At 74.3% G+C, this 18,168-nt stretch carries 21 protein-coding genes and 1 tRNA gene; 10 read left to right on the forward strand and 12 right to left on the reverse strand.

The window, feature by feature from the left end:
* Window positions 1-73: 73 nt before the first annotated feature.
* From ACQP04_RS32600 to ACQP04_RS32620, 5 genes are all read right to left on the reverse strand, one after another.
* Window positions 74-1,309, reverse strand: coding sequence for a serine hydrolase domain-containing protein (locus ACQP04_RS32600; RefSeq protein WP_433504300.1), 1,236 nt, complete (start codon window positions 1,307-1,309; stop codon window positions 74-76).
* Between the two features lie 20 nt (window positions 1,310-1,329).
* Window positions 1,330-2,610 (reverse strand): PucR family transcriptional regulator, encoded by a 1,281-nt coding sequence (locus ACQP04_RS32605; protein ID WP_433504301.1) that lies wholly within the window; start codon window positions 2,608-2,610, stop codon window positions 1,330-1,332.
* Between the two features lie 122 nt (window positions 2,611-2,732).
* Window positions 2,733-4,193, reverse strand: coding sequence for a flavin-containing monooxygenase (locus ACQP04_RS32610; RefSeq protein ID WP_433504302.1), 1,461 nt, complete (start codon window positions 4,191-4,193; stop codon window positions 2,733-2,735).
* Window positions 4,190-5,113 (reverse strand): alpha/beta hydrolase, encoded by a 924-nt coding sequence (locus ACQP04_RS32615; RefSeq protein WP_433504303.1) that lies wholly within the window; start codon window positions 5,111-5,113, stop codon window positions 4,190-4,192. The genes ACQP04_RS32610 and ACQP04_RS32615 overlap by 4 nt, the downstream gene beginning before the upstream one ends.
* Window positions 5,114-5,270: 157 nt before the next feature.
* On the reverse strand, window positions 5,271-6,026 hold the full coding sequence (locus tag ACQP04_RS32620; protein WP_433504304.1) for an enoyl-CoA hydratase/isomerase family protein: 756 nt from the start codon (window positions 6,024-6,026) through the stop codon (window positions 5,271-5,273).
* Window positions 6,027-6,072: 46 nt separating this feature from the next.
* Between ACQP04_RS32620 and ACQP04_RS32625 the strand changes: the two genes are divergently transcribed.
* Genes ACQP04_RS32625 through ACQP04_RS32635 form a run of 3 tightly spaced genes read left to right on the forward strand, consistent with a single transcriptional unit; the run spans window position 6,073 to window position 7,759 of the window.
* Entirely contained in the window at window positions 6,073-7,155 is a 1,083-nt protein-coding gene (locus ACQP04_RS32625; protein WP_433504305.1) for a patatin-like phospholipase family protein, read from the forward strand.
* An 18-nt stretch (window positions 7,156-7,173) separates the two neighbouring features.
* The gene (locus tag ACQP04_RS32630) at window positions 7,174-7,488 is read left to right on the forward strand and encodes a hypothetical protein (RefSeq protein ID WP_433504306.1); all 315 of its coding nucleotides are present in this window, start codon (window positions 7,174-7,176) and stop codon (window positions 7,486-7,488) included.
* A 46-nt stretch (window positions 7,489-7,534) separates the two neighbouring features.
* A complete protein-coding gene (locus ACQP04_RS32635; protein WP_358211107.1) occupies window positions 7,535-7,759 on the forward strand; it encodes a hypothetical protein in 225 nt (74 codons plus the stop codon).
* A 344-nt stretch (window positions 7,760-8,103) separates the two neighbouring features.
* Here ACQP04_RS32635 and ACQP04_RS32640 read toward each other — a convergent pair whose 3' ends face one another.
* The gene (locus tag ACQP04_RS32640; RefSeq protein ID WP_433504307.1) at window positions 8,104-8,547 is read right to left on the reverse strand and encodes a protein-tyrosine phosphatase family protein; all 444 of its coding nucleotides are present in this window, start codon (window positions 8,545-8,547) and stop codon (window positions 8,104-8,106) included.
* Between the two features lie 19 nt (window positions 8,548-8,566).
* Between ACQP04_RS32640 and ACQP04_RS32645 the strand changes: the two genes are divergently transcribed.
* Window positions 8,567-9,367 carry a putative protein N(5)-glutamine methyltransferase gene (locus ACQP04_RS32645; RefSeq protein ID WP_433504308.1) on the forward strand — a complete coding sequence of 267 codons (801 nt, stop codon included), beginning with the start codon at window positions 8,567-8,569 and terminating at the stop codon, window positions 9,365-9,367.
* On the opposite strand, the gene ACQP04_RS32650 is transcribed toward ACQP04_RS32645, so the two are convergent.
* Window positions 9,327-9,725 (reverse strand): TOBE domain-containing protein, encoded by a 399-nt coding sequence (locus tag ACQP04_RS32650; RefSeq protein WP_037046016.1) that lies wholly within the window; start codon window positions 9,723-9,725, stop codon window positions 9,327-9,329. The two genes, ACQP04_RS32645 and ACQP04_RS32650, sit on opposite strands and share 41 nt — an antisense overlap.
* A gap of 42 nt (window positions 9,726-9,767) precedes the next feature.
* Window positions 9,768-10,481, reverse strand: coding sequence for a carbon-nitrogen hydrolase family protein (locus ACQP04_RS32655; protein WP_433504309.1), 714 nt, complete (start codon window positions 10,479-10,481; stop codon window positions 9,768-9,770).
* A gap of 42 nt (window positions 10,482-10,523) precedes the next feature.
* On the opposite strand from ACQP04_RS32655, the gene ACQP04_RS32660 reads away from it, so the two are divergent.
* The 3 genes from ACQP04_RS32660 (at window position 10,524) to ACQP04_RS32670 (ending at window position 12,414) form a co-directional block, all read left to right on the forward strand.
* The gene (locus ACQP04_RS32660; protein ID WP_433504310.1) at window positions 10,524-11,024 is read left to right on the forward strand and encodes a GNAT family N-acetyltransferase; all 501 of its coding nucleotides are present in this window, start codon (window positions 10,524-10,526) and stop codon (window positions 11,022-11,024) included.
* 134 nt (window positions 11,025-11,158) lie between these two features.
* Complete coding sequence (locus ACQP04_RS32665) at window positions 11,159-11,755, forward strand: TetR/AcrR family transcriptional regulator (protein ID WP_433504311.1); 597 nt, start codon at window positions 11,159-11,161, stop codon at window positions 11,753-11,755.
* The gene (locus ACQP04_RS32670; RefSeq protein WP_433504312.1) at window positions 11,752-12,414 is read left to right on the forward strand and encodes a VC0807 family protein; all 663 of its coding nucleotides are present in this window, start codon (window positions 11,752-11,754) and stop codon (window positions 12,412-12,414) included. The genes ACQP04_RS32665 and ACQP04_RS32670 overlap by 4 nt, the downstream gene beginning before the upstream one ends.
* A gap of 19 nt (window positions 12,415-12,433) precedes the next feature.
* On the opposite strand, the gene ACQP04_RS32675 is transcribed toward ACQP04_RS32670, so the two are convergent.
* Complete coding sequence (locus tag ACQP04_RS32675) at window positions 12,434-12,793, reverse strand: MmcQ/YjbR family DNA-binding protein (protein WP_433504313.1); 360 nt, start codon at window positions 12,791-12,793, stop codon at window positions 12,434-12,436.
* 136 nt (window positions 12,794-12,929) lie between these two features.
* Window positions 12,930-13,011, reverse strand: a tRNA-Tyr gene (locus ACQP04_RS32680).
* 91 nt (window positions 13,012-13,102) lie between these two features.
* Between ACQP04_RS32680 and ACQP04_RS32685 the strand changes: the two genes are divergently transcribed.
* Window positions 13,103-13,594, forward strand: a complete 492-nt coding sequence (locus ACQP04_RS32685; RefSeq protein ID WP_433504314.1) for a YajQ family cyclic di-GMP-binding protein — start codon at window positions 13,103-13,105, stop codon at window positions 13,592-13,594.
* A 316-nt stretch (window positions 13,595-13,910) separates the two neighbouring features.
* Here the strand turns inward: ACQP04_RS32685 and ACQP04_RS32690 are convergent, their stop codons facing one another.
* Window positions 13,911-14,369, reverse strand: a complete 459-nt coding sequence (locus tag ACQP04_RS32690; protein ID WP_433504315.1) for a winged helix-turn-helix transcriptional regulator — start codon at window positions 14,367-14,369, stop codon at window positions 13,911-13,913.
* 93 nt (window positions 14,370-14,462) lie between these two features.
* On the opposite strand from ACQP04_RS32690, the gene ACQP04_RS32695 reads away from it, so the two are divergent.
* A complete protein-coding gene (locus tag ACQP04_RS32695; RefSeq protein ID WP_433504316.1) occupies window positions 14,463-15,203 on the forward strand; it encodes a DUF899 domain-containing protein in 741 nt (246 codons plus the stop codon).
* 70 nt (window positions 15,204-15,273) lie between these two features.
* A complete protein-coding gene (locus ACQP04_RS32700) occupies window positions 15,274-17,856 on the forward strand; it encodes an AAA family ATPase (protein ID WP_433504317.1) in 2,583 nt (860 codons plus the stop codon).
* 4 nt (window positions 17,857-17,860) lie between these two features.
* Here the strand turns inward: ACQP04_RS32700 and ACQP04_RS32705 are convergent, their stop codons facing one another.
* Window positions 17,861-18,136 carry a DUF4242 domain-containing protein gene (locus ACQP04_RS32705; RefSeq protein WP_433504318.1) on the reverse strand — a complete coding sequence of 92 codons (276 nt, stop codon included), beginning with the start codon at window positions 18,134-18,136 and terminating at the stop codon, window positions 17,861-17,863.
* Window positions 18,137-18,168 lie beyond the last annotated feature (32 nt).

An 18,168-nucleotide genomic window follows, 5' to 3' on the forward strand; every position in this document is an offset into this window, starting at 1 on the left:
GAGCCCTCCTCGCCGGCGCTCGTCGGTCGCGTTCGCGGCGCTGCTGTGGGGAATGGTGAGCTCGCACGTTCGCTCACGAGACCACCGCCTGCGACACCAGCACCCGCAGCTGCGGGCGGATCGGGTAGGCGCTCGAGGGCATCAGCTGGGTCATGAAGACCACCGAGAGCTCCTCGACCGGGTCGATGTAGAAGGCCGTGCTGGCCAGCCCGCCCCAGCCGTACTCCCCGAGCCCCTGCAGCTGCTTGCCCGCCGCGGGGTCGACGACGACCGAGAACCCTAGCCCGAAGCCCGTTCCCTGGTAGGTGGACTCCGCGAAGATCGGCCGGCCGACGGTCTCCAGGTCGGCACCGCCGGGCAGGTGGTTGCGCGTGGCGTAGGCGAGGGTGCGCGGGCTGAGCAGGCGCACGCCGTCGAGCTCGCCGCCGCGCGCGAGCATCTGGGTGAAGCGGTGGTAGTCGTGCAGCGTCGACGCCAGCCCGCCGCCGCCGGACAGGAAGGTCGGCTCGCGGGTGATCGCCTCGGCCATCGCCCCGCTCCGGACCAGCCCGCCGCCGGGCTTCGGCACGTACAGGGTGGCGAGCCGCGCCAGGTCCTCCTCGCCGGAGACGTGGAAGCCGGTGTCGGTCATGCCGAGCGGGTCGAGGATCCGCGCGCGGAAGAAGGCGTCGAGCGACATGCCGGAGGCGACCTCGACGACCCGGCCGAGCACGTCCGTCGAGACGCCGTAGTTCCACTCGCTGCCCGGCTGGAACAGCAGCGGCAGGCTCGCCCAGGTGTCGCAGGCGGTGGCGAGGTCGTGGCCGCGCGGGGCGCCGAACTCGTGGCCCTTGCCGCGGTACATCTCGTCGACCGGGTGGGCGTGGTGGAAGCCGTAGGTGAGCCCGGACGTGTGGGTGAGCAGGTGGTGGACCCGGACCGGCTCGACCACGGGCTCGGTGCCGGGGTTGAGCGCGGAGCCGGAGCGGTAGACGCGGGTCTCGGCGAAGGACGGGATGTAGCGCGAGACCGGGTCGGTGAGCTCGAGCGCCCCCTCCTCCCACAGCATCAGCGCGGCGACGGAGGTGATCGGCTTGGTCATCGAGTAGATGCGCCAGATCGTGTCGTCGGTGACGGGGAGCCCGGCCTCGACGTCCCGCAGGCCGTGGTGCGCGACGTACGCGACCTTCCCGCGGCGGGCGACGGCGACGGACCAGCCGGCGAGCTTGCCGGCGTCGACGTACTTCGCGAAGTGCGACTCGACACGGTCCAGCCGCTGCGCGTCGAGCCCGACCTCGTCCGGCTCGACCTCGGTCTTCAGAGCGCTCACGATCTCGACACTACCCACGATCACCGGGCGGGTGTGAGCACCGCGCGGCCGAGCCAGCGGCACGCCAGCAGGGCCAGCTCGAGATCGATCCGGCCCTCGGTCAGCGGTCGCCCACGCTCCCGTTCGGCCCGGCTCACCCGGTAGCGCACCGAGTTCTTGTGCATGGTCAGGTGATCGGCCGCCGTGGTGTAGCTGCCGCCGGCCGCGAGGAACACGCGCAGGGTCTCGCGCAGCCGGGCGCGCTGCGGGTCGTCGGCGGCGAGCCCGCCGAGGGTGTCCGCCACCCAGGTGCGCGCGGCGTCGAGATCGGCGCAGAGCAGGGCGACGGCGCCGACGTCGGCGAAGGTCGTGATCGTCCGGGCGTCGGCGCCCGCGGCGAGGGCCACGGTCTGCGCGCGGACGGCCTGGCGGTGGCTCTCCCGGAACCCGGCCACCCCGGTCCCGGGTTCGCCGACGGCGATCCGCACGGCCTGCCCGTTCTCCTCGGCGAGCGCCTCCACCGCCTTGGTCAGGTCCCCCACCGAGGAGTCCCGGCCGAGCGGCAGCCAGGCCCAGGTCGTCGCATGGTCGTAGGCCACGCAGAGCGGGCGCCCACGGCAACCGGTCCGCTCGGCCAGCGTCCCGACGAGCCGGACGACGGCCGCGCCCTCCCCCTCGCCGGACCAGGCGACCAGCGCGAGGTGCCGCCCGCGCAGCCCGTAGCCCAGGGTGGTCTCGAGGGCGTCGAGGTCGGCCGGGCCGTCGCCGTCGAGCAGGGCCCGGACCCGGCCCGCCCGCAGCGTGTCCCGGTTGGCGAGCCAGCGCTCGCGCTCCTCCTCGTAGACCTCGGCGACCTGCTGGCAGATCCAGTCGACGTAGCCGAAGGTGTCGCCGACCATCCGCCGCGCGACGCCGAGCGCCACCACCGGGTCCTCCCGGCGCCGGTCGAGCTCGGCGAACATCCAGCGCAGCAGCCGGTCGTGGCCCACCCGGTAGGCGCGGAGCAGCGCGTTGACCGGGACGCCGCGCTGGGCGAGCCGGCGGGCGTACTCGAAGGCGGCCGACGGCGGTTCCATCCGCTCGGCCGGGATCTCGTGCGCCAGCATGTGCAGGATCGTCTCGACGTTGCCCTCCACGGAGGCGCCGAGCAGCTCGACGATCCGCGGGTCGCCGTCGAGCTCGGCGATCTCGGTGGCCATCAGCTGGCGGAGGTCGAGCGCGATCTCGACGACCCGCCGGCCCAGGGCGACGGCGATCGCCCGGACGCAGCCGCCCACCTGGGCGAGACCTGCCGGGGAGACGTCCGTCGACGATGGCGGCACCCCCACACAGTACGTTCTGCTGAACGTTTGACAAGTCTCCGCGCGGACGAGCCCGGCCGGGCGCGACGCCGGCGCCGTTGCCCGCGTCGCACCCGGCCGGAGGTCGGTGCGGAGTGCCCTGGTCAGGGGGTGGTGGGTACGAGGTCGTAGTCCGCCACGTCGAGCTCCCGGGTGGCCGCCCGGTAGTCCTCGACGCTGCCCTTCCAGTTGTTGGTGATCCGTCCGTCGGCCGTCTTGTACCAGCTGTTGCAGCTGCCGGCGAAGGAGCTGTCCCGCAGCTCGCGCTGCAGCTCGGCGTTGTACTCGTCCTGCGCCTCGGCCCGGACCGAGAGCGCCGCGCCCTTCTCCTTCCCCACGGCCAGGCCCTGCAGCACGTACTCGAACTGGCACTCGAGCATCGCGATGATCGAGTTGTGGCCGAGGTTCGTGTTCGGGCCGTAGAGCATGAACAGGTTCGGGAAGCCGGTGACGGTGATCCCGAGGTAGGCGTGCGGACCGTCCCGCCAGGCCTCCGCGAGCTGCAGGCCGGCGCGGCCGCGGACGTCGAGCGCGCTGTTGAAGGACAGCGTCTCGAACCCGGTGGCGTAGACGATCACGTCCACCTCGTGCAGCACGCCGTCGGCGGTCCGCACGCCCTCGGGCTCCACGCCCTCGAGCTTCTCGGTCACCAGCTGCACGTTGTCGCGCACCAGCGCCGGGTAGAAGGTGTCCGCGATGATGATCCGCTTGCAGCCGATCGGGTAGTCCGGCCAGAGCTTGGCGCGCAGCTCCTCGTCCGGGACCTGGGCCTCGAGGTGGGCGCGGGCGGCGGCGGTGAACTCGGCGGCCACGTCCGTGCCCTGCTTCATCGCCCCCATCCAGCCCTCGTGCTCCCAGTAGAAGCCGTCGCGGCTCTCCTGCAGGGCGTCGCGGTTGCGGTAGTTCTCCCGCTCCTCCGGGTCGTACGGGCGGTCCTCGCGGGGCACCACGTAGTTCGGCGTCCGCTGGAACACGATCAGCTCGCCGGCGACCTCGGCCACCTCGGGGATGAACTGCGCCGCGCTGGCCCCGTTGCCGATGCACGCGACGCGCTTGCCCCGCAGGTCGACGTCGTGGTTCCAGCGGGCCGAGTGCCACGACTCGCCGCGGAAGGTCTCCCGGCCGGTGATGTCGCGGAAGGTGGGCCGGTTGAGCTGGCCCCACGCCGTGACCAGGGCCCGGGCGACGACGTCCTCGCCCTCGGACACCGCGATCCGCCAGACGCCCTCGGCCTCGTCCCAGTGCGCCGACGTCACCTCGGTGTTGAGCCGGATGCGCGGCGCGAGGTCGAGCCGGTTCACGAGGCGGTCGATGTGCGCCTTGATCTCCGGCTGGAACGCGAACACCCGGCTCCAGTCCGGCTGCTCGTCGAAGGAGAACCAGTACAGGTGCGACTGCACGTCGCACGAGGCGCCGGGGTAGGTGTTGTCCCGCCAGGTGCCGCCCCAGTCGCCCGCCTTCTCGAGCAGCACGAACGACTCCTCGCCGGACTGCAGCAACCGCTCGGCCATCCCGAGGCCGCCGAGTCCTGCGCCCAGGACCGCGACCTCGACCCGCTGCGTCACGCGCCGGCCTTCCGCACCGCGTCGGCGATCTCGTCGATGATCCCGGCACCCGACGGCGTGGCACCGAGCGTCCAGAGGAAGTCGTGGAGCATGCCGTCGAACCGCTTGAGGGTGACGGGCACGCCGGCGGCCTCGAGCTTGCGGGCGTAGTTCTCGCCCTCGTCACGCAGCGGGTCGAACTCCGACGTCGCGACGTAGGCCGGCGGCAGGCCGGAGACGTCCTCGCGGCGGCCGGGGCACAGGTAGTCGAGGTCGTCGCTCTGCGCGCCCAGGTAGTGCGCCCAGAACCACTCCATCGCGCCGCGGGTCAGCAGGTAGCCGTCGGCGTTCTCCTCGTACGACGGCGTCGAGAAGTCGAAGTCGGTCACCGGGTAGAGCAGCAGCTGCGCGGCGATCGCGGGGCCGCCGCGGTCCTTCGCCGCCTGGGCGACGGAGGCGGCCAGGTGCCCGCCCGCCGAGTCACCGGCGACGATCAGCCGGTTCGGGTCGGCGCCGAGCTCCGCGGCGTTCTCGGCCGCCCAGACGGTGGCCGCGTAGCAGTCGTCGAACGCGGCGGGCGCGACGTGCTCGGGCGCCAGCCGGTAGTCGACGGACACGATCACGGCGCCGCTGCGGTTGGCGATGCTGCGCAGCGGGCGGTCGACGATGTCCAGGTCGCCGATCACCCAGCCGCCGCCGTGGAAGTACACGACCAGCGGCTTGGGGCCGTCGCCGTCGGGGGTGTAGATCCGGACCGGGATCTGGCTCGCAGGGCCCGTGATGCGGCGCTCGTCGACCGCGATCGGTTCCGGCTCGCCCTGCAGGTCGAGGAAGCCCTTCGCCGCGGCGCGGGCCATCGGCACCGTCATCTGCGGGAACGGCGGCATGCCTTGCTCGGCGAGGGCGTCGAGCAGGGTCTGGGCTTCGGGGTGGACGGGCAACGCTGCCTCCTGGGTCCGATGCGGACGGGCTCGGGGTGTCCCCTGCACCGTGACATCGGTCACGCAATCGACCTTCGTGCCGCGGGTACGAAACCCGCCGCCGTCTTCGTCTCCCCGGCACGTCGATACGCCTGCCTCAGCCGTCGATACGCCTACCTCAGCCGTCGCGGGAGGCTCCCCGCCGGCCGAGCCGGGCCCGGTAGGCCGCGAGCACCTCCCGCGTCTCCTCCTCCGCGAAGACGCCCGCGAACTCCTGCACGCTCCGGTCGGCCCCCTCGGCCAGCCCGGTGTTCTGCCACGTCTCGAACAGGCGTTTCTGTGCCGCCAGCACGGTGCGGGTGTGCCCGCCGACCTTGGCGAGCAGCTCCTCGACGGCACCGGCCAGCCCGGACGGCTCGACGACGGCGTTGCAGAGCGTGCCGAGCCGCTCGACCGGGTAGAGGTCCCCGGTCAGCACGATCTCCTTGGCCAGCGCCAGCCCGACGTGCTGCTGCAGCAGCGCCGCGTCGACCACCGAGGGGATTCCGAGCTTCACCTCCGGCAGCCCGAACGCCGCCCGCGTGGTCGCCACGCGGAGGTCGGCGGCCAGGGCGAGCTCGAACGCCGCGCCGATGCACGGCCCGTCGACGGCGACGAGCACCGGCACCGGCGCCGTCCGGACCGCCCGCAGCAGGTCGCGCAGCCGCGCGATGAAGGCCTCCGCGTCGGTGACCGAGGAGAGGGCCAGGAACTCGTCGACGTGCATGCCGGCGGAGAACACGGGACCGGCGGCGTCGACCACGACGGCCCGGGTGTCCGGGCCGAGGTCGAGGGCCGCGTGCAGGTCGCGGACGTCGCCCGCGGTCAGGGCGTTGCGCGCCTCGGGCCGGTCGAGGGTGACCCGGCGCACCGGGCCGTCGTCGGTGACGTTCATCCGGTCATCCTGACCGCGGCACCCCCGCCGGGTCATGATGAGGGTCATGGGGGACCTGGCCGACGGTGATCTCCAGGGCGACGCCGAGGTCCTGCACGCCCTGTTCCGCCGCCGGGACTCCGGCAGCCGCCCCGGCGCCCGGACCGACAAGCACCGGATCGCGCTCGTCGTCGGCGGCGGCGGGATGCGCGGCGCCTACGCGGGCGGCATGGTGTGGGCCCTCGAGCAGGCGGGACTGGCCCCGGCCTTCGACGTGGCCTACGGCAGCTCCGCCGGCGCCTTCGTGGCCACGGCGCTGCTGCTCGGGCACGGCTACGAGGCCTCCCGGATCTTCCCCGACGACATGGCCACCCGCGCGTTCGTCGACCCGCGCCGGCTCCGCACGCGCCGGCCGATGGTCTCGCTCGACCACCTGATCGACGAGATCCTGGTGCACAGCAAGCCCACCGACTGGGAGGCGCTGCGCGACAGCCCGGCCCCGCTGCGGGTCCTGGTCACCGACGCGGACGACATGACCCCGCACGCCCTCGGGGGGCTCGCGACCGCCGCGGACTGGCGACTGGCCATGCGCGCGACGGCGGCGATCCCGCTGCTCACCGGGCCGCCCGTCGAGCTGCACGGCCGGCGCTGGATCGACGGCTCGATCGGCGACCCGCTACCGGTGGCGCGGGCCCTGCGGGACGGGGCCACGCACGTCCTGGTCCTGCTCACCCGGACCGTCCCCGAGCTGCGCCGCTCCGACCCGACCGGCCGCACGCCGTGGTGGGCGCGGTCCATCGACCTGCTCGCCCCCGGGCTCGGCGCGATGACGCAGGACGTCCGGCGGCACGCCGACAGCCTCGACCTGCTCTCCGACGCCGCCCACCCCGAGCGGTCCGGCAGCCACCTGTTCGCCATCTCGCCGGAGCGGTCCGCGGGCATCCGCGGCCTGACGATCGACGTCCCGCGCGTCGAGCTCGCCTCCCGGCTCGGCCACGACGCCGCCGCGGCCGTGCTGCGGACGGTCGACCCCGGGCTCGTCCTCGCCCACCAGCGGAGCGGCGTTCCGGACGATCCGGCCGCCACCGATGATTTCCGGGACGCAATGCGGTCCACCCCACGACGGACCGGGAGCGACCGGCCCGCGTGAGGCGTGGGGGGAGGCGGCATGGGTGGCAGAGGCGGTACGACACAGCCACCCGGCCGCCGCTTCGGCCGGCGGCGGATCGAGATCGCCCCGGGCGAGTCGCGACCGCACGTGGAGGCGGAGTGGCGCGGCGTGCTCGTCGTTCTCGAGGCCGGGGAGATCGAACTACGCTGCCACGCGGGCGGGCGCCGGCGGTTCGCTGCGGGCTCGGTGCTGTGGTTCACGGGACTCAACCTGCGCACGGTGCACAACCCGGGCGCGGTCCCGGCGGTGATCCTCGCCGTCTCGCGGGGAGGCGGGACCCCGGACGGGTGCACGGAGGTCACGGGTTCGTGACGTCGAGGGACCACACCGGACACCTGCGCGCGCGACCCTGAGTGGCATGACCATCGACCTGACCGTCGCTCAGGCCGAGTCGCGGTCCGCCGCGATCGCCGACCTGCTCGGCGCGCTGGAGGAGCTCACCTCGGCCTACCGCGGGCTGCCGGAGGACCAACGGGCCGGGCGGTGCTCCGCCGACGCGGACCGCATCACCGCCGAGGTGGCGCGGCACCTGTTCACCGCCCGCACCCGCCTGGCCTCGGACTACGGGCGCCGCCGGGCCTGAGGGGTTCCTGGCCTGAGGTGGGGGCGACGGGCCGGGGCACGGCAGTCGGCGCTCGGCGCTCGGACCGTCGGGCGCCCGGCACGGCCCGAATCGTGCGCACACGCGCTCGAGCGCCGCACAGCCCCGTCGACCGGATGTCCGGCGCAACCAATGGGTGTGCGACGGCGCCCGGCGGGTCGCCGCAAACCTCCCGCACACCCACTCGAGCGCCGCACAGGCCGTCGACCGGATGTCCGACGCACCCCGCGGGTGTGCGACGGCGCCTCGACGGGTGTGCAGCGCTCATCCGGGTGTGTGCGCTGAGCGCCGAGGCGCGGACCCACCGCCGGTCCGCGGGGAGCGCCTCAGGTCGCGCGCCGGGCCACCCGTTCGGCGAACGCCCGGACCCACCGCCGCTGCCAGGGCGTCTCGACGGCCCGGGGCCGGTAGTGCGCCCGGGCCCAGGCCACGGCCTCGGCGCCGGGATGCCCGGCGAGCACCGCCATGCACGCGATCACCGTGCCCGTGCGGCCGGTCCCGCCCGTGCAGCTGACCTCCACCCGCACGCCCGAGCGGGCGCGCTCGTAGGCGTCGACGATCGCGGCGGTGGCGCCGTCCCGGTCGCGGGGCACGCGGAAGTCCGGCCAGACGATCCAGGCCGCGGGCCAGTCCGGCTCGTCGTCGTGCCCGGGGCGGCCGAGGCAGAGGGAGAACTCGGGCAGCGGCCCGTCCGGCAGGGGGTCACGGCGGCCCCGGCCGCGGACCGGGGTGCCGTCGGGGAGCAGGACCGCGCCGTCCAGCTGGATCATTCCGTGATAATGCCCCTCCGTGGGATCGAGCGAGGCCCTGGTCGGGGCACTGCGCGCCGCGGGATGCGTGTTCGCGGAGGAGGAGGCCGAGGTCCTGGCGGCGTCGGCGGGGTCCGCGGAGGAGCTGGAGGCGATGCTGGCCCGGCGCGTCGCGGGCGTCCCGCTGGAGCACGTCGTGGGGTGGGCGGAGTTCCGCGGGCTGCGGATCGTCGTCGACGAGAAGGTCTTCGTGCCGCGCCGGCGGACCGAGCTGCTCGTGGAGCAGGGGCTGGCGCTGGCTCCTCGGAACGCCGTCGTGGTGGACCTCTGCTGCGGCTCTGGAGCGGTGGCGACCGCACTGGCCGCGGAGCTGCCGGGGGCCGAGGTGCACGCCGCGGACGTCGACCCCGCGGCGGTGCGCTGCGCGCGCCGGAACCTGGAGCCGCGCGGCGGGCACGTCCACGAGGGCGACCTCGACGCGGCCCTGCCCGCCGACCTGCGCGGACGCGTCGACCTGCTGCTCGCCAACGCGCCCTACGTGCCCACGGCGGAGGTCCCGCTGATGCCGCCCGAGGCCCGCGACCACGAGCCGCTCACCGCCCTCGACGGCGGCGCCGACGGCCTCGACCTGCACCGCCGGATCGCCGCGCTCGCACCCCGGTGGCTGCGCCCGGGCGGGTACCTGCTGATCGAGACCTCCCGGCGGCAGGCGCCGGGCACCGCGGCGGCGATGGTCGTGCACGGCATGGGTACCGCGATGACCCGCTCCGAGGAGCTCGACGCCACCGTCGTGATCGGGATCAGCGCCGGGGTGTCTCGACGACGACGTTCGTCGACTTGATCACCGCGACGGCGAGCGAGCCGGGCTGCAGCCCGAGCTCCTCGACCGCCTCCCGGCTCATCAGCGACACCACCCGATGGGGCCCGCACTGCATCTCGACCTGGGCCATGACCTTGTCCGTGACGACCTCGGTCACCAGGCCGACCATGCGGTTGCGGGCGGAGGTGTGCACGTCCGACGGGTCCGGCGCCGCCGTCGCGTGCTCCCGGGTGAACGCCGCCAGCGAGGCCCCGTCGACGACCTTCCGTCGCGAGGCGTCGAGGTGCACCGGGAGCGTGCCGGCGTCGATCCACCGGCGCACCGTGTCGTCGCTGACCCCGAGCAGGCCCGCGACCTCCGAGATCCTGTACTCCGCCACCGCGCGGATGTTACGGCGGCCGGGGCGTCGCGTCTCCGCCGGTCAGGCGACGAGCACGGCGCGGGCGGTCTCGCCCGGCCCGGATCCGCACCGCGCGAGCACCGTGCCGTCCGCCGCCCAGATCCCGGAGCGGCCCGCGGTGCGGTCGTAGCCGCCCCCGGTCGGGCCCGCGAAGCTGGCCACGACGACCGGGACGCCGTGGTCGCGCCCGATCCGCCGGGCCCGTTCCTCCTGCACCGCGGCGTCGTCCGGGGTGTCCACGGCACCGGCCACGTAGGCGTCGATGCCGAGCGACGCCGTGCGCGCGGCCTGCTCCGGCGCGCCCATGTCCCGGCAGACGGCGAGACCGAGCCGCCAGCCGTCGACCTCGACGACGCCGGGTCCGGTCCCGGCGGTGAAGTGCGCCGGCTCCGCCCCGCCCAGGCACATCTTGCGGTAGGCGATCCGCGCTCCCGCGCCGTCGACAACCAGCACACCGAGCGAGCGGCCGCCGCCCTCGAGGGGAAGCGGGGCGCCGGCGAGCGCGAGGGCCCCGCTGTCGGCGCACGCCTCGACCAGCGGCGCGAGCCGGGGATCGGCGGGATCGAGGGCGGGGGCGTCGAGCTCGTAGCCGGTCAGCGACAGCTCGGGGAAGACGACCAGCCGCGCGCCGGCCCGGCGGACCGTGTCGGCGTGGGCGCGGACGTTGGCCGCGACGTCCAGCGCGGTGCAGGGCGGTTGGGCGGCGACGACGGTCAGGGGCAGCCTCGGAGGCACGGCCGCACGCTATCCGGTGGCCCCCGCTGGGAGGATCACCGCATGCACTGGACCACGCGGCCGGAGGAACCCGAGGACGCGCCCGCGGTGCGACGGGTGGTGCTGGCCGCCTTCGACGCCCCCGGTGAGGCCGATCTCGTCGACGCCCTCCGCACCGACCCCGCATGGATCGACGGGCTGTCGGTGGTCACCGAGTCGCCGGACGGGGAGATCGTCGGGCACGCCCTGCTGACCCGCTGTCACGTCGACGAGGTCCCGGCACTCTGCCTCGCCCCCTGCTCCGTCCTGCCCGCCCACCAACGTTCGGGCGCCGGGTCCGCCGCCGTCCGTGCGGTGCTGGCGGCGGCGCGGGAGCGGGGCGAGCGGTTCGTGATCGTGCTGGGGCACCCGGACTACTACCCGCGCTTCGGCTTCGGCCGGGCGTCGGCCCACGGCATCCGGCTCTCCGCCGAGGTACCGGACGAGGCGCTCATGGCCCTCTCCCTCACCGACGACCCCCTGCCGGCGGGGACGGTCAGGTACGCGGCACCGTTCGGCATCTAGCTCCGGCTCGATCCCGGGCCCGCGTCCCGTTCGACCCGGCCTACGCGGCGACCGCCGCGGTCGGACGGCCAAGCTCGTTCTCCTGCCGTGGTCCCACCCTTGCGCGACTTGCTCGGCCGAGCTAATTTTTGCTCGTGCGAGCAAGGACCTTCACGGAGACGAGCCGGCGCACCCAGATCGTCACGGCGGCGATCGAGGTGATCGCCGAGGTCGGTTACGCCAAGGCGTCGTTCAGCCGGATCGCGACGCACGCCGGGCTGTCGAGCACCGGCATGATCAGCTACCACTTCGCGGGCAAGGACGACCTGCTCGCGGCCTGCGTCGCGGAGATCGAGCGGGTGACCGGGTCGTTCATGGAGCCCTATCTCGAGGCCGCGGACGGGCACGTCGCGCAGCTGCGGGCCTACGTCGAGTCGAACGTCGCGCTCGTCGGCGAGCACCCCGCCGCCGTCCGGGCGTTGATCGACATCGTGCGGAACGGCGCCGCGACCAGCCCGGGCGTCAGCGGCCGCCCGGCCGTGTTCGAGGAGCACTTCCGCGCCGGGCAGGAGGCGGGCGTCTTCCGCCCCTTCGACGTCCGGGCCGTGACGATCGCGCTCACCAGTGGGCTCGACGCCGTCGTCGCCACCGCGGCCGTCGACCCGCCCGGTCCCGCGGAGCTCGCCCGCCTGGGCCGCGAGCTCGCCGACCTCTACGTCCGCGCGACCACGTCCGAAGGGGGATCCGCATGACGGTCGACGGGAGGCCTGCACCGGACGCGGGCCTGCGTCGGGTGGTCCGGGCCAACGTGCTGACCGTCGCGTTCGAGGTCCTCGTGCCGATGGCGCTCTTCTACGGGCTGCGCGCGGCGGGGGTGAGCCAGTGGTGGGCGCTGATGGCCGGGGTGCTCGTGGCGGCCCCGTACGTGGTGTGGACGGTGGTCCGCAACCGCCGGATCGACCTCGTCGCGCTGGTCACGCTGAGCGTCCTGGTGCTGTCCGTCGTGCTCGGCCTGCTGTCGGACGACCCCCGCACCCTCGCGATCCGCGAGGGCTGGACCGCCGCCCTCGGCGGGCTGTTCGGGCTCTGGATGTTGGTCACGGTCGTCGTCGGCAGGCCGGCCCAGCTGACGTTGGGCCGGACGATCGCGGAGATCAAGCGCGGCGCCGAGGGCGCCGCCGCGTGGGCGGCCCGCTGGGACACCGACGCGCGGTTCCGGCGCGGGCTGCGCATCGACACGGCCGCCTGGGGCGCGGTGCTGCTGGCGAACGCGGTGGTGCACGTCGTGCTCGTCCACACCCTGCCGATCGACCTGATCGCCCTGGTCACCACGGTCGTGTGGTTCGCCGCGCTGGCCGGCCTGATCGCCTGGCACGTCTGGTACCTGCGCAAGGAGGGCCTGGAGGCGTGAGCACGGTGCCGGGGCCGGGTCAGCCCGGGCCGCCGGGATGGGTGAGGTCGTAGGCCCGTGAGACCTTCTTGGGCACGACCATCCGCCACGCGTCGACGACGAGCTCCCGGGCCTCGGTCGCGTCCAGTGCCGCGAGATCGGCGTGGACCCAGTTGAAGCGCATGTCCGACGCCGACGGCAGCCGGAACTTGTGCGGCTCGCCCGCGACGAGCGCCGCCCGCTCCTCCTTGGGGAACGCGAAGCCCATCTCGCGCTCGTCGAGGGAGAACGCCACGTAGACGATCTGCTTGACGCGGAACTTCAACCTGCCGCGCACGTACACCTGGTACGAGCGCTCCAGCTCGGTGCCCAGCAACCGGACGTCCTCGATCACCGCCACGAAATCCGCCTCCCCCTGTGTCGCCCACACAGGACCGCGACGGCGGGCGGGAGTCATCGGTCGTCGGATCGGGTCGAGGTACGAGAATGGCCCCTGACCCGCGTCTCCGCTGGTCAGGGGCCGTACCCCGAGGGTGTGGCAGGTGAAGGATTCGAACCTTCGTAGGCTAAGCCGACGGATTTACAGTCCGCTCCCTTTGGCCACTCGGGCAACCTGCCGGGGTGCCGTCGGCCTCGCCGACGTGCAGGGAGAAGGATACGACAGCGAGATCCGGCCCCCACGAGGGGGGCCGTCAGCAAGGAGGAGCCCATGGCCGACCCGTCGTTCGACGTGGTGAGCAAGGTCGATCGGCAGGAGGTCGACAACGCCCTCAACCAGGCTGCGAAGGAGCTCTCCCAGCGGTTCGACTTCCGCGGGACCGACACCTCGATCAGCTGGGCCGGCGAGGAGGCGGTCACCCTCGAGTCCGGGACCGAGGAGCGGTTGAAGGCGGCGGTCGACGTCTTCAAGGAGAAGCTGATCAAGCGGAACATCTCGCTGAAGGCGTTCGAGGTGGGCGAGCCCGCGCCGTCGGGCAAGATCTACAAGGTCACCGGCAAGATCCTGCAGGGCATCGCCTCGGACAAGGCCAAGGAGATCAGCAAGACCATCCGCGACGAGAAGCTCAAGGGCGTGCAGGCCCAGATCCAGGGCGACCAGTTGCGCGTGTCGGGCAAGAAGAAGGACGACCTGCAGGCCGTCATCGCGTTGCTGAAGAGCAAGGACTTCGGCATCGCCCTGCAGTTCACGAACTACCGCTGAGCTCCGTCCGGCCTGACACCGCGCCTGCCGAGGTGTCAGGCCGGCGGCCCGTCCGAGCACGACCGGTCGGGAACCGTGGCCGCCCGTCGTCGGCGGCCAGGCGTGGTCCGGGAGGTCGTCGGCCAGGAGGTCCCGCACCGCGGCCGAGTCCGATGGCAGCGGGTTGGTGGGGCCGTGGTACGCCGCCGCTACGGGCGGAGGGCGGGTTCGGCAGAGGTCGACTCCTGTCCTCCGTCCGCCCCCTGAGACCTGCGATCGGGTGGGGCACCGTCAGCCGCCCTCGCGCAGCGCCGTCAGAAGGCGAATTGGCGACCCCTCAGCCGGCCCTCCGCGGGATCCGGTCGGGGTCGGCGCCCGGGCCGGGGTCGGCGACGATCTCGGCGATGTCGGGCGCGGCGTCACACCCCTCGCAGGTGGTGGTGAGGTGGACCGTGCCCCCGCACTCGTCGTGGGTGAAGAGGATCGGGGGGCCGTCGGGGGCGGCCCAGCGGTCACCCCACTCCGTGAGGGCGACGATCACCGTGCCCAGCTCCCGGCCCTTGCGGGTGAGCGCGTAGCCGTCCGGGCGTTCCTCCATCAGCCCGGCGGCGACGAAGCCCTCGAGGCGCTTGGCGAGGACGTTGGGTGCGATGCCGAGGCGGCGCTCGAAGTCGGAGAAGCGGGTCATGCCGGCGAAGACGGCATTGCGGATGATCAGCAGGCTCCAGCGCTCCCCGACCAGCTCGAGGGCGCGGGCCGCGGAACAGTTCTCGCGCTCGTACAGGCGTCCCAGCACGGCACCAGAATAGGCCAATTCCACTTGCGTGATGCAAGTCTCACCCCCTACCGTACTTGCTTCACGCAAGTCGACCCGAAGGGGATGAGGACGATGGCACTTCCGCAGGTGGTCTCGCGGGACGAGTGGCTGGCCGCACGCCGGGCGCTGTTGTTGCGCGAGAAGGAACTGACCCGGGCGCGAGACGTGCTCGCCGCGGACCGGCGGCGGCTGCCGATGGTGCGGGTGGAGCAGGACTACCGGTTCACGGGGCCGGAGGGCGAGGTCGGGCTGCTCGACCTGTTCGCGGGCCGCAGCCAGCTGATCCTGCAGCACTTCATGTACGACCCGGCCTGGGACGAGCCGTGCCGGAGCTGCAGCGCCATGGCCGCGGAGACGGGTGAGGGCGTGCGCGACCACCTGGCCCGGCGGGACACGGCCTTCGCCGCGGTGTCGCGGGCGCCGTACCCGAAGCTGCAGGCCGTACGCGAGGCCCGGGGCTGGACCTTCCCCTGGTACTCGTCCGAGGGCAGCAGCTTCAACTACGACTTCCACGCGACGCTCGACCCGGCCGTCGCGCCCGCGAACTACAACTTCCGGGACGCCGGGGAGCTGTCGGCCGCGGGTCTCGACTGGATGGTCGACTACGTCGGCGAGCAGCCGGCGATCAGCACGTTCCTGCGGGACGGCGACCAGGTCTTCCACACCTGGTCGGCGTACGGCCGCGGCGTCGAGGAGATGATGCACGGCTACCACCTCCTCGACCTGACGGCGCTGGGGCGGCAGGAGGACTGGGAGGAGCCGAAGGGGCGGGCCCCGGTCGTGCACGCGGCCGACCCCGGCTACACGAGCTGAGCCCCGGGAGATCGAGCCAGGGCCGTTCGGCCCGTACCGCGGGCCGAACGGGCGCTCCTACGATCGCCCGGTGCGTCTCCTGGAGCGCGACCACCCGTTGGCAGTCGTGCGCGACCGGGCGGCGCGGGCGGCCGAGGGCGGCGGCCGGTTGGTGCTGCTGGCCGGCGAGGCCGGGATCGGCAAGACGGTCCTGCTCCGGGCCCTCGCCGAGGAGCTGCCCCGCGAGCAGGTGCTGTGGGGGATGTGCGACGCGCTGTCCACGCCGCGGCCGCTCGGCCCGCTGCGGGACGTCGCGCACGCGCTCGGGCCCGGCGTGACCACGCTGCTCGCCGACGGGGCGCCGCCGCACGAGGTGTTCGCGGCCGTGCTCGACGCGTTGCGGGCGCGGCCGCGGACGCTGGTGATCGAGGACCTCCACTGGGCGGACGACGCCACCGCGGACCTGGTGCGGTACCTCGGCCGCCGGATCTCCTCGCTGCCGCTCCTGCTGGTGCTCTCGTACCGGGACGGGCTGGCCGCCGACCATCCGCTCGTCCCGGTGGTCGGCGACCTGGTCTCGCTGCCGGACACCCGCCGCGTGCAGCTCGCGCCGCTGAGCCGGGGCGCTGTGGAGCAGCTGTGCGCCGGCAGCCGGCTCGACGCCGCCGAGGTGCACCGGCGCACGGCGGGGAACCCGTTCTACGTCAGCCAGATCGTGGCGCAGCCGGAGTCACGGCTGCCGGCGAGCGTGCGGGAGGCCGTGCTCGCCCGGGCGGCGGTGCTCGACCCGGAGCACCGCCGCTGCCTGGAGCTGCTCTCCTGCACGCCCGAGCCGGTCGGCGGTGCGCTGCTGGGCGCCCTCGGCGTACCGCCCGCGACCGTCGAGGCGCTCATCGGCACCGGGCTGGTCGACCGCCACGGCGACGGGCTGGCCTTCCGGCACGAGATCGCCCGCTCGGCGGTGCTCGACGCCGCCCCGGGACCCGCCGTGGACCGGCACGCCGCCATGATCGCGGCGCTGGAGGCGACCGGCGGCGACGCCAGCGTGCTCGCCCACCACTCCGCGGCGGCCGGCGACGTGCAGCGCGTCCTGCGCCACGCCCGGGCCGCGGCGGCCGAGGCGGCCCGCTCGGGCGCCCACCGCCAGTCCGCCGAGCTGTACCGCCTCGCACTCGAGGCGACCGAGCAGATCACCGCGCAGCACACGGAACCCGCCACTGCGCTCGTCGAGCCCACCACCCGCGCCGAGCTCATGGAGGCCCTCGGCACCGAGCTCTACCTCACCGACCGGCTCGCGGAGGCGATCGACGTGCTGACCCGCGCCGTCGGGCTGCGGCGCGAGCTGGGCGACGCGGTGGCCGTCGGCGCGGGGCACCGGATCATCTCGGACTACGCCTGGTACCACGGCGACGGCGCCGCCGCGGCTGAGCACGACCGCGCGGCGCGCGAGATCCTCGCCGGTGCCGACGACCCCCGCGAGTGGGGGTTCGCGCTGGCCAACCACGCCTACCTCGCCGCCCACCGCGGTGACGGGCCCGGCGCCTCCCGGGCCGGGCAGGACGCGCAGCAGATCGCCGAGGAGCTCGCCGACCCGGCCCTGCACGGCACCGCCGCGATCGGGCTGTCGATCGCACGCCTGCTCGGTGGGGACGTCGCCGCCCGCTCCGATCTCCTCGACGCGAGCGCCACCGGTGTCCGCAGGAAGCTCGACGAGCTCGCGACCGCACCGGTGAGCAACCTCGCGCACCTCGACGTCGAGCAGGGCCGGTTCGCGGAGGCCGACGCGGTGCTGGCGGACGCCCTGGCGCTGAGCGAGCGGCTGGACGTGCAGATCTGCACGATGTGGCAGCGCGGCGTCCGGGCCCGCTTGCGGCTGCTGCAGGGGCGTTGGGCCGAGGCCGAGGAGGACGCGCGCGCCGTCCTCGACCGCGGCGAGATGCCGCTGGGCCGGCTGTGGCCGCGCCTCGTGCTGGGGGTGCTGACCGCGCGCCGTTCGGCGCCCCCGGACAACCCGGACCTCGACGTCGGGTGGCGGATCGCGACGGGTCTCGACGCGCCCGCCGCCCTCGCCGCCGCGGTCGCGGCGCTCGCCGAGCAGGCCTGGCTGCTGCGCCGGCCCGACCCGCGGCTGGCCGAACCGGTCGTGGCCCGGCTGCTCGCGGAGCCGTTCAGCGGCCGTGGCCAGACCCTCGCCCCGGTCCGGCGCTGGTCGGCGCGGATGGGCGCGGCCGGTCTGCCGCCGTTGCCGCCGGTCCCCGACGGGCCGGAGCCGGAGGACCGCACGGACGAGGGCGACCGGCCCTACGAGCGCGCCCTCGCCCTCTGGGACGCCGGCGCCCCCACGGACCTGCTCGCCGCTCTCCCCGTGCTCGACGAGCTGGGCGCGGCGGCCGTCGCGGCCCGGTTCCGCGCCCGGCTGCGCGAGCTCGGGGTGAACGGGATCCCCCGCGGCCCGGCCCCCGCCACCCGCGCCAACCCGGCGGGCCTCACCGCACGGCAGCTCGACGTGCTGGGGCTGCTCGTCGAGGGGCTGAGCAACGCCGACATCGCGGCCCGGTTGGTGATCTCGCCGAGGACCGCCGACCACCACGTGTCGGCGGTCCTGGCGAAGCTGGGGGTGCGCTCGCGCGGCGAGGCGGCCGCGGCCGCCCGCCGGACGGGCGTGCGCGCCTGACCGGTCAGGTGTCGGCGCTGTGCGGCCCGAACTCGGTCGCCACCTCGACGACCAGGTCGGCGGGGAAGCCGCCGCGGCGGGCGTGCTCGCGGACCGTCTCGGCGTCGTCGGTCTCGTGCACGCAGTAGATCTTGTCGCCGGCAACGTAGCTGCGGTGCCAGGTGTAGGCCACGCCGAGCCCCTCGACCACGCCGTTGGAGGTGCAGGCGATCTCACGGATCTGCTCCGGGGTGAGGCCGGAGGCGCCGGGGATGGTGCGCTCGATCAGGAAGGTGGGCATCGTGTTCTCCTCGTCTCGGTCCCGGGGACGTC

Source organism: Pseudonocardia halophobica (assembly GCF_050948485.1).
Lineage (GTDB): Bacteria > Actinomycetota > Actinomycetes > Mycobacteriales > Pseudonocardiaceae > Pseudonocardia > Pseudonocardia halophobica.

What these genes read in the sequence shown, in the direction of transcription:
- ACQP04_RS32620 (WP_433504304.1), bottom strand. Translation starts at nt 6,026, where the DNA reads ATGAACGTCACCGACGACGGCCCGGTGCGCCGGGTCACCCTCGACCGG.
- ACQP04_RS32625 (WP_433504305.1), top strand. Translation starts at nt 6,073, where the DNA reads ATGGGGGACCTGGCCGACGGTGATCTCCAGGGCGACGCCGAGGTCCTG.
- ACQP04_RS32630 (WP_433504306.1), top strand. Translation starts at nt 7,174, where the DNA reads ATGGGTGGCAGAGGCGGTACGACACAGCCACCCGGCCGCCGCTTCGGC.
- ACQP04_RS32635 (WP_358211107.1), top strand. Translation starts at nt 7,535, where the DNA reads ATGACCATCGACCTGACCGTCGCTCAGGCCGAGTCGCGGTCCGCCGCG.
- ACQP04_RS32640 (WP_433504307.1), bottom strand. Translation starts at nt 8,547, where the DNA reads ATGATCCAGCTGGACGGCGCGGTCCTGCTCCCCGACGGCACCCCGGTC.
- ACQP04_RS32660 (WP_433504310.1), top strand. Translation starts at nt 10,524, where the DNA reads ATGCACTGGACCACGCGGCCGGAGGAACCCGAGGACGCGCCCGCGGTG.
- ACQP04_RS32670 (WP_433504312.1), top strand. Translation starts at nt 11,752, where the DNA reads ATGACGGTCGACGGGAGGCCTGCACCGGACGCGGGCCTGCGTCGGGTG.
- ACQP04_RS32685 (WP_433504314.1), top strand. Translation starts at nt 13,103, where the DNA reads ATGGCCGACCCGTCGTTCGACGTGGTGAGCAAGGTCGATCGGCAGGAG.
- ACQP04_RS32695 (WP_433504316.1), top strand. Translation starts at nt 14,463, where the DNA reads ATGGCACTTCCGCAGGTGGTCTCGCGGGACGAGTGGCTGGCCGCACGC.
- ACQP04_RS32705 (WP_433504318.1), bottom strand. Translation starts at nt 18,136, where the DNA reads ATGCCCACCTTCCTGATCGAGCGCACCATCCCCGGCGCCTCCGGCCTC.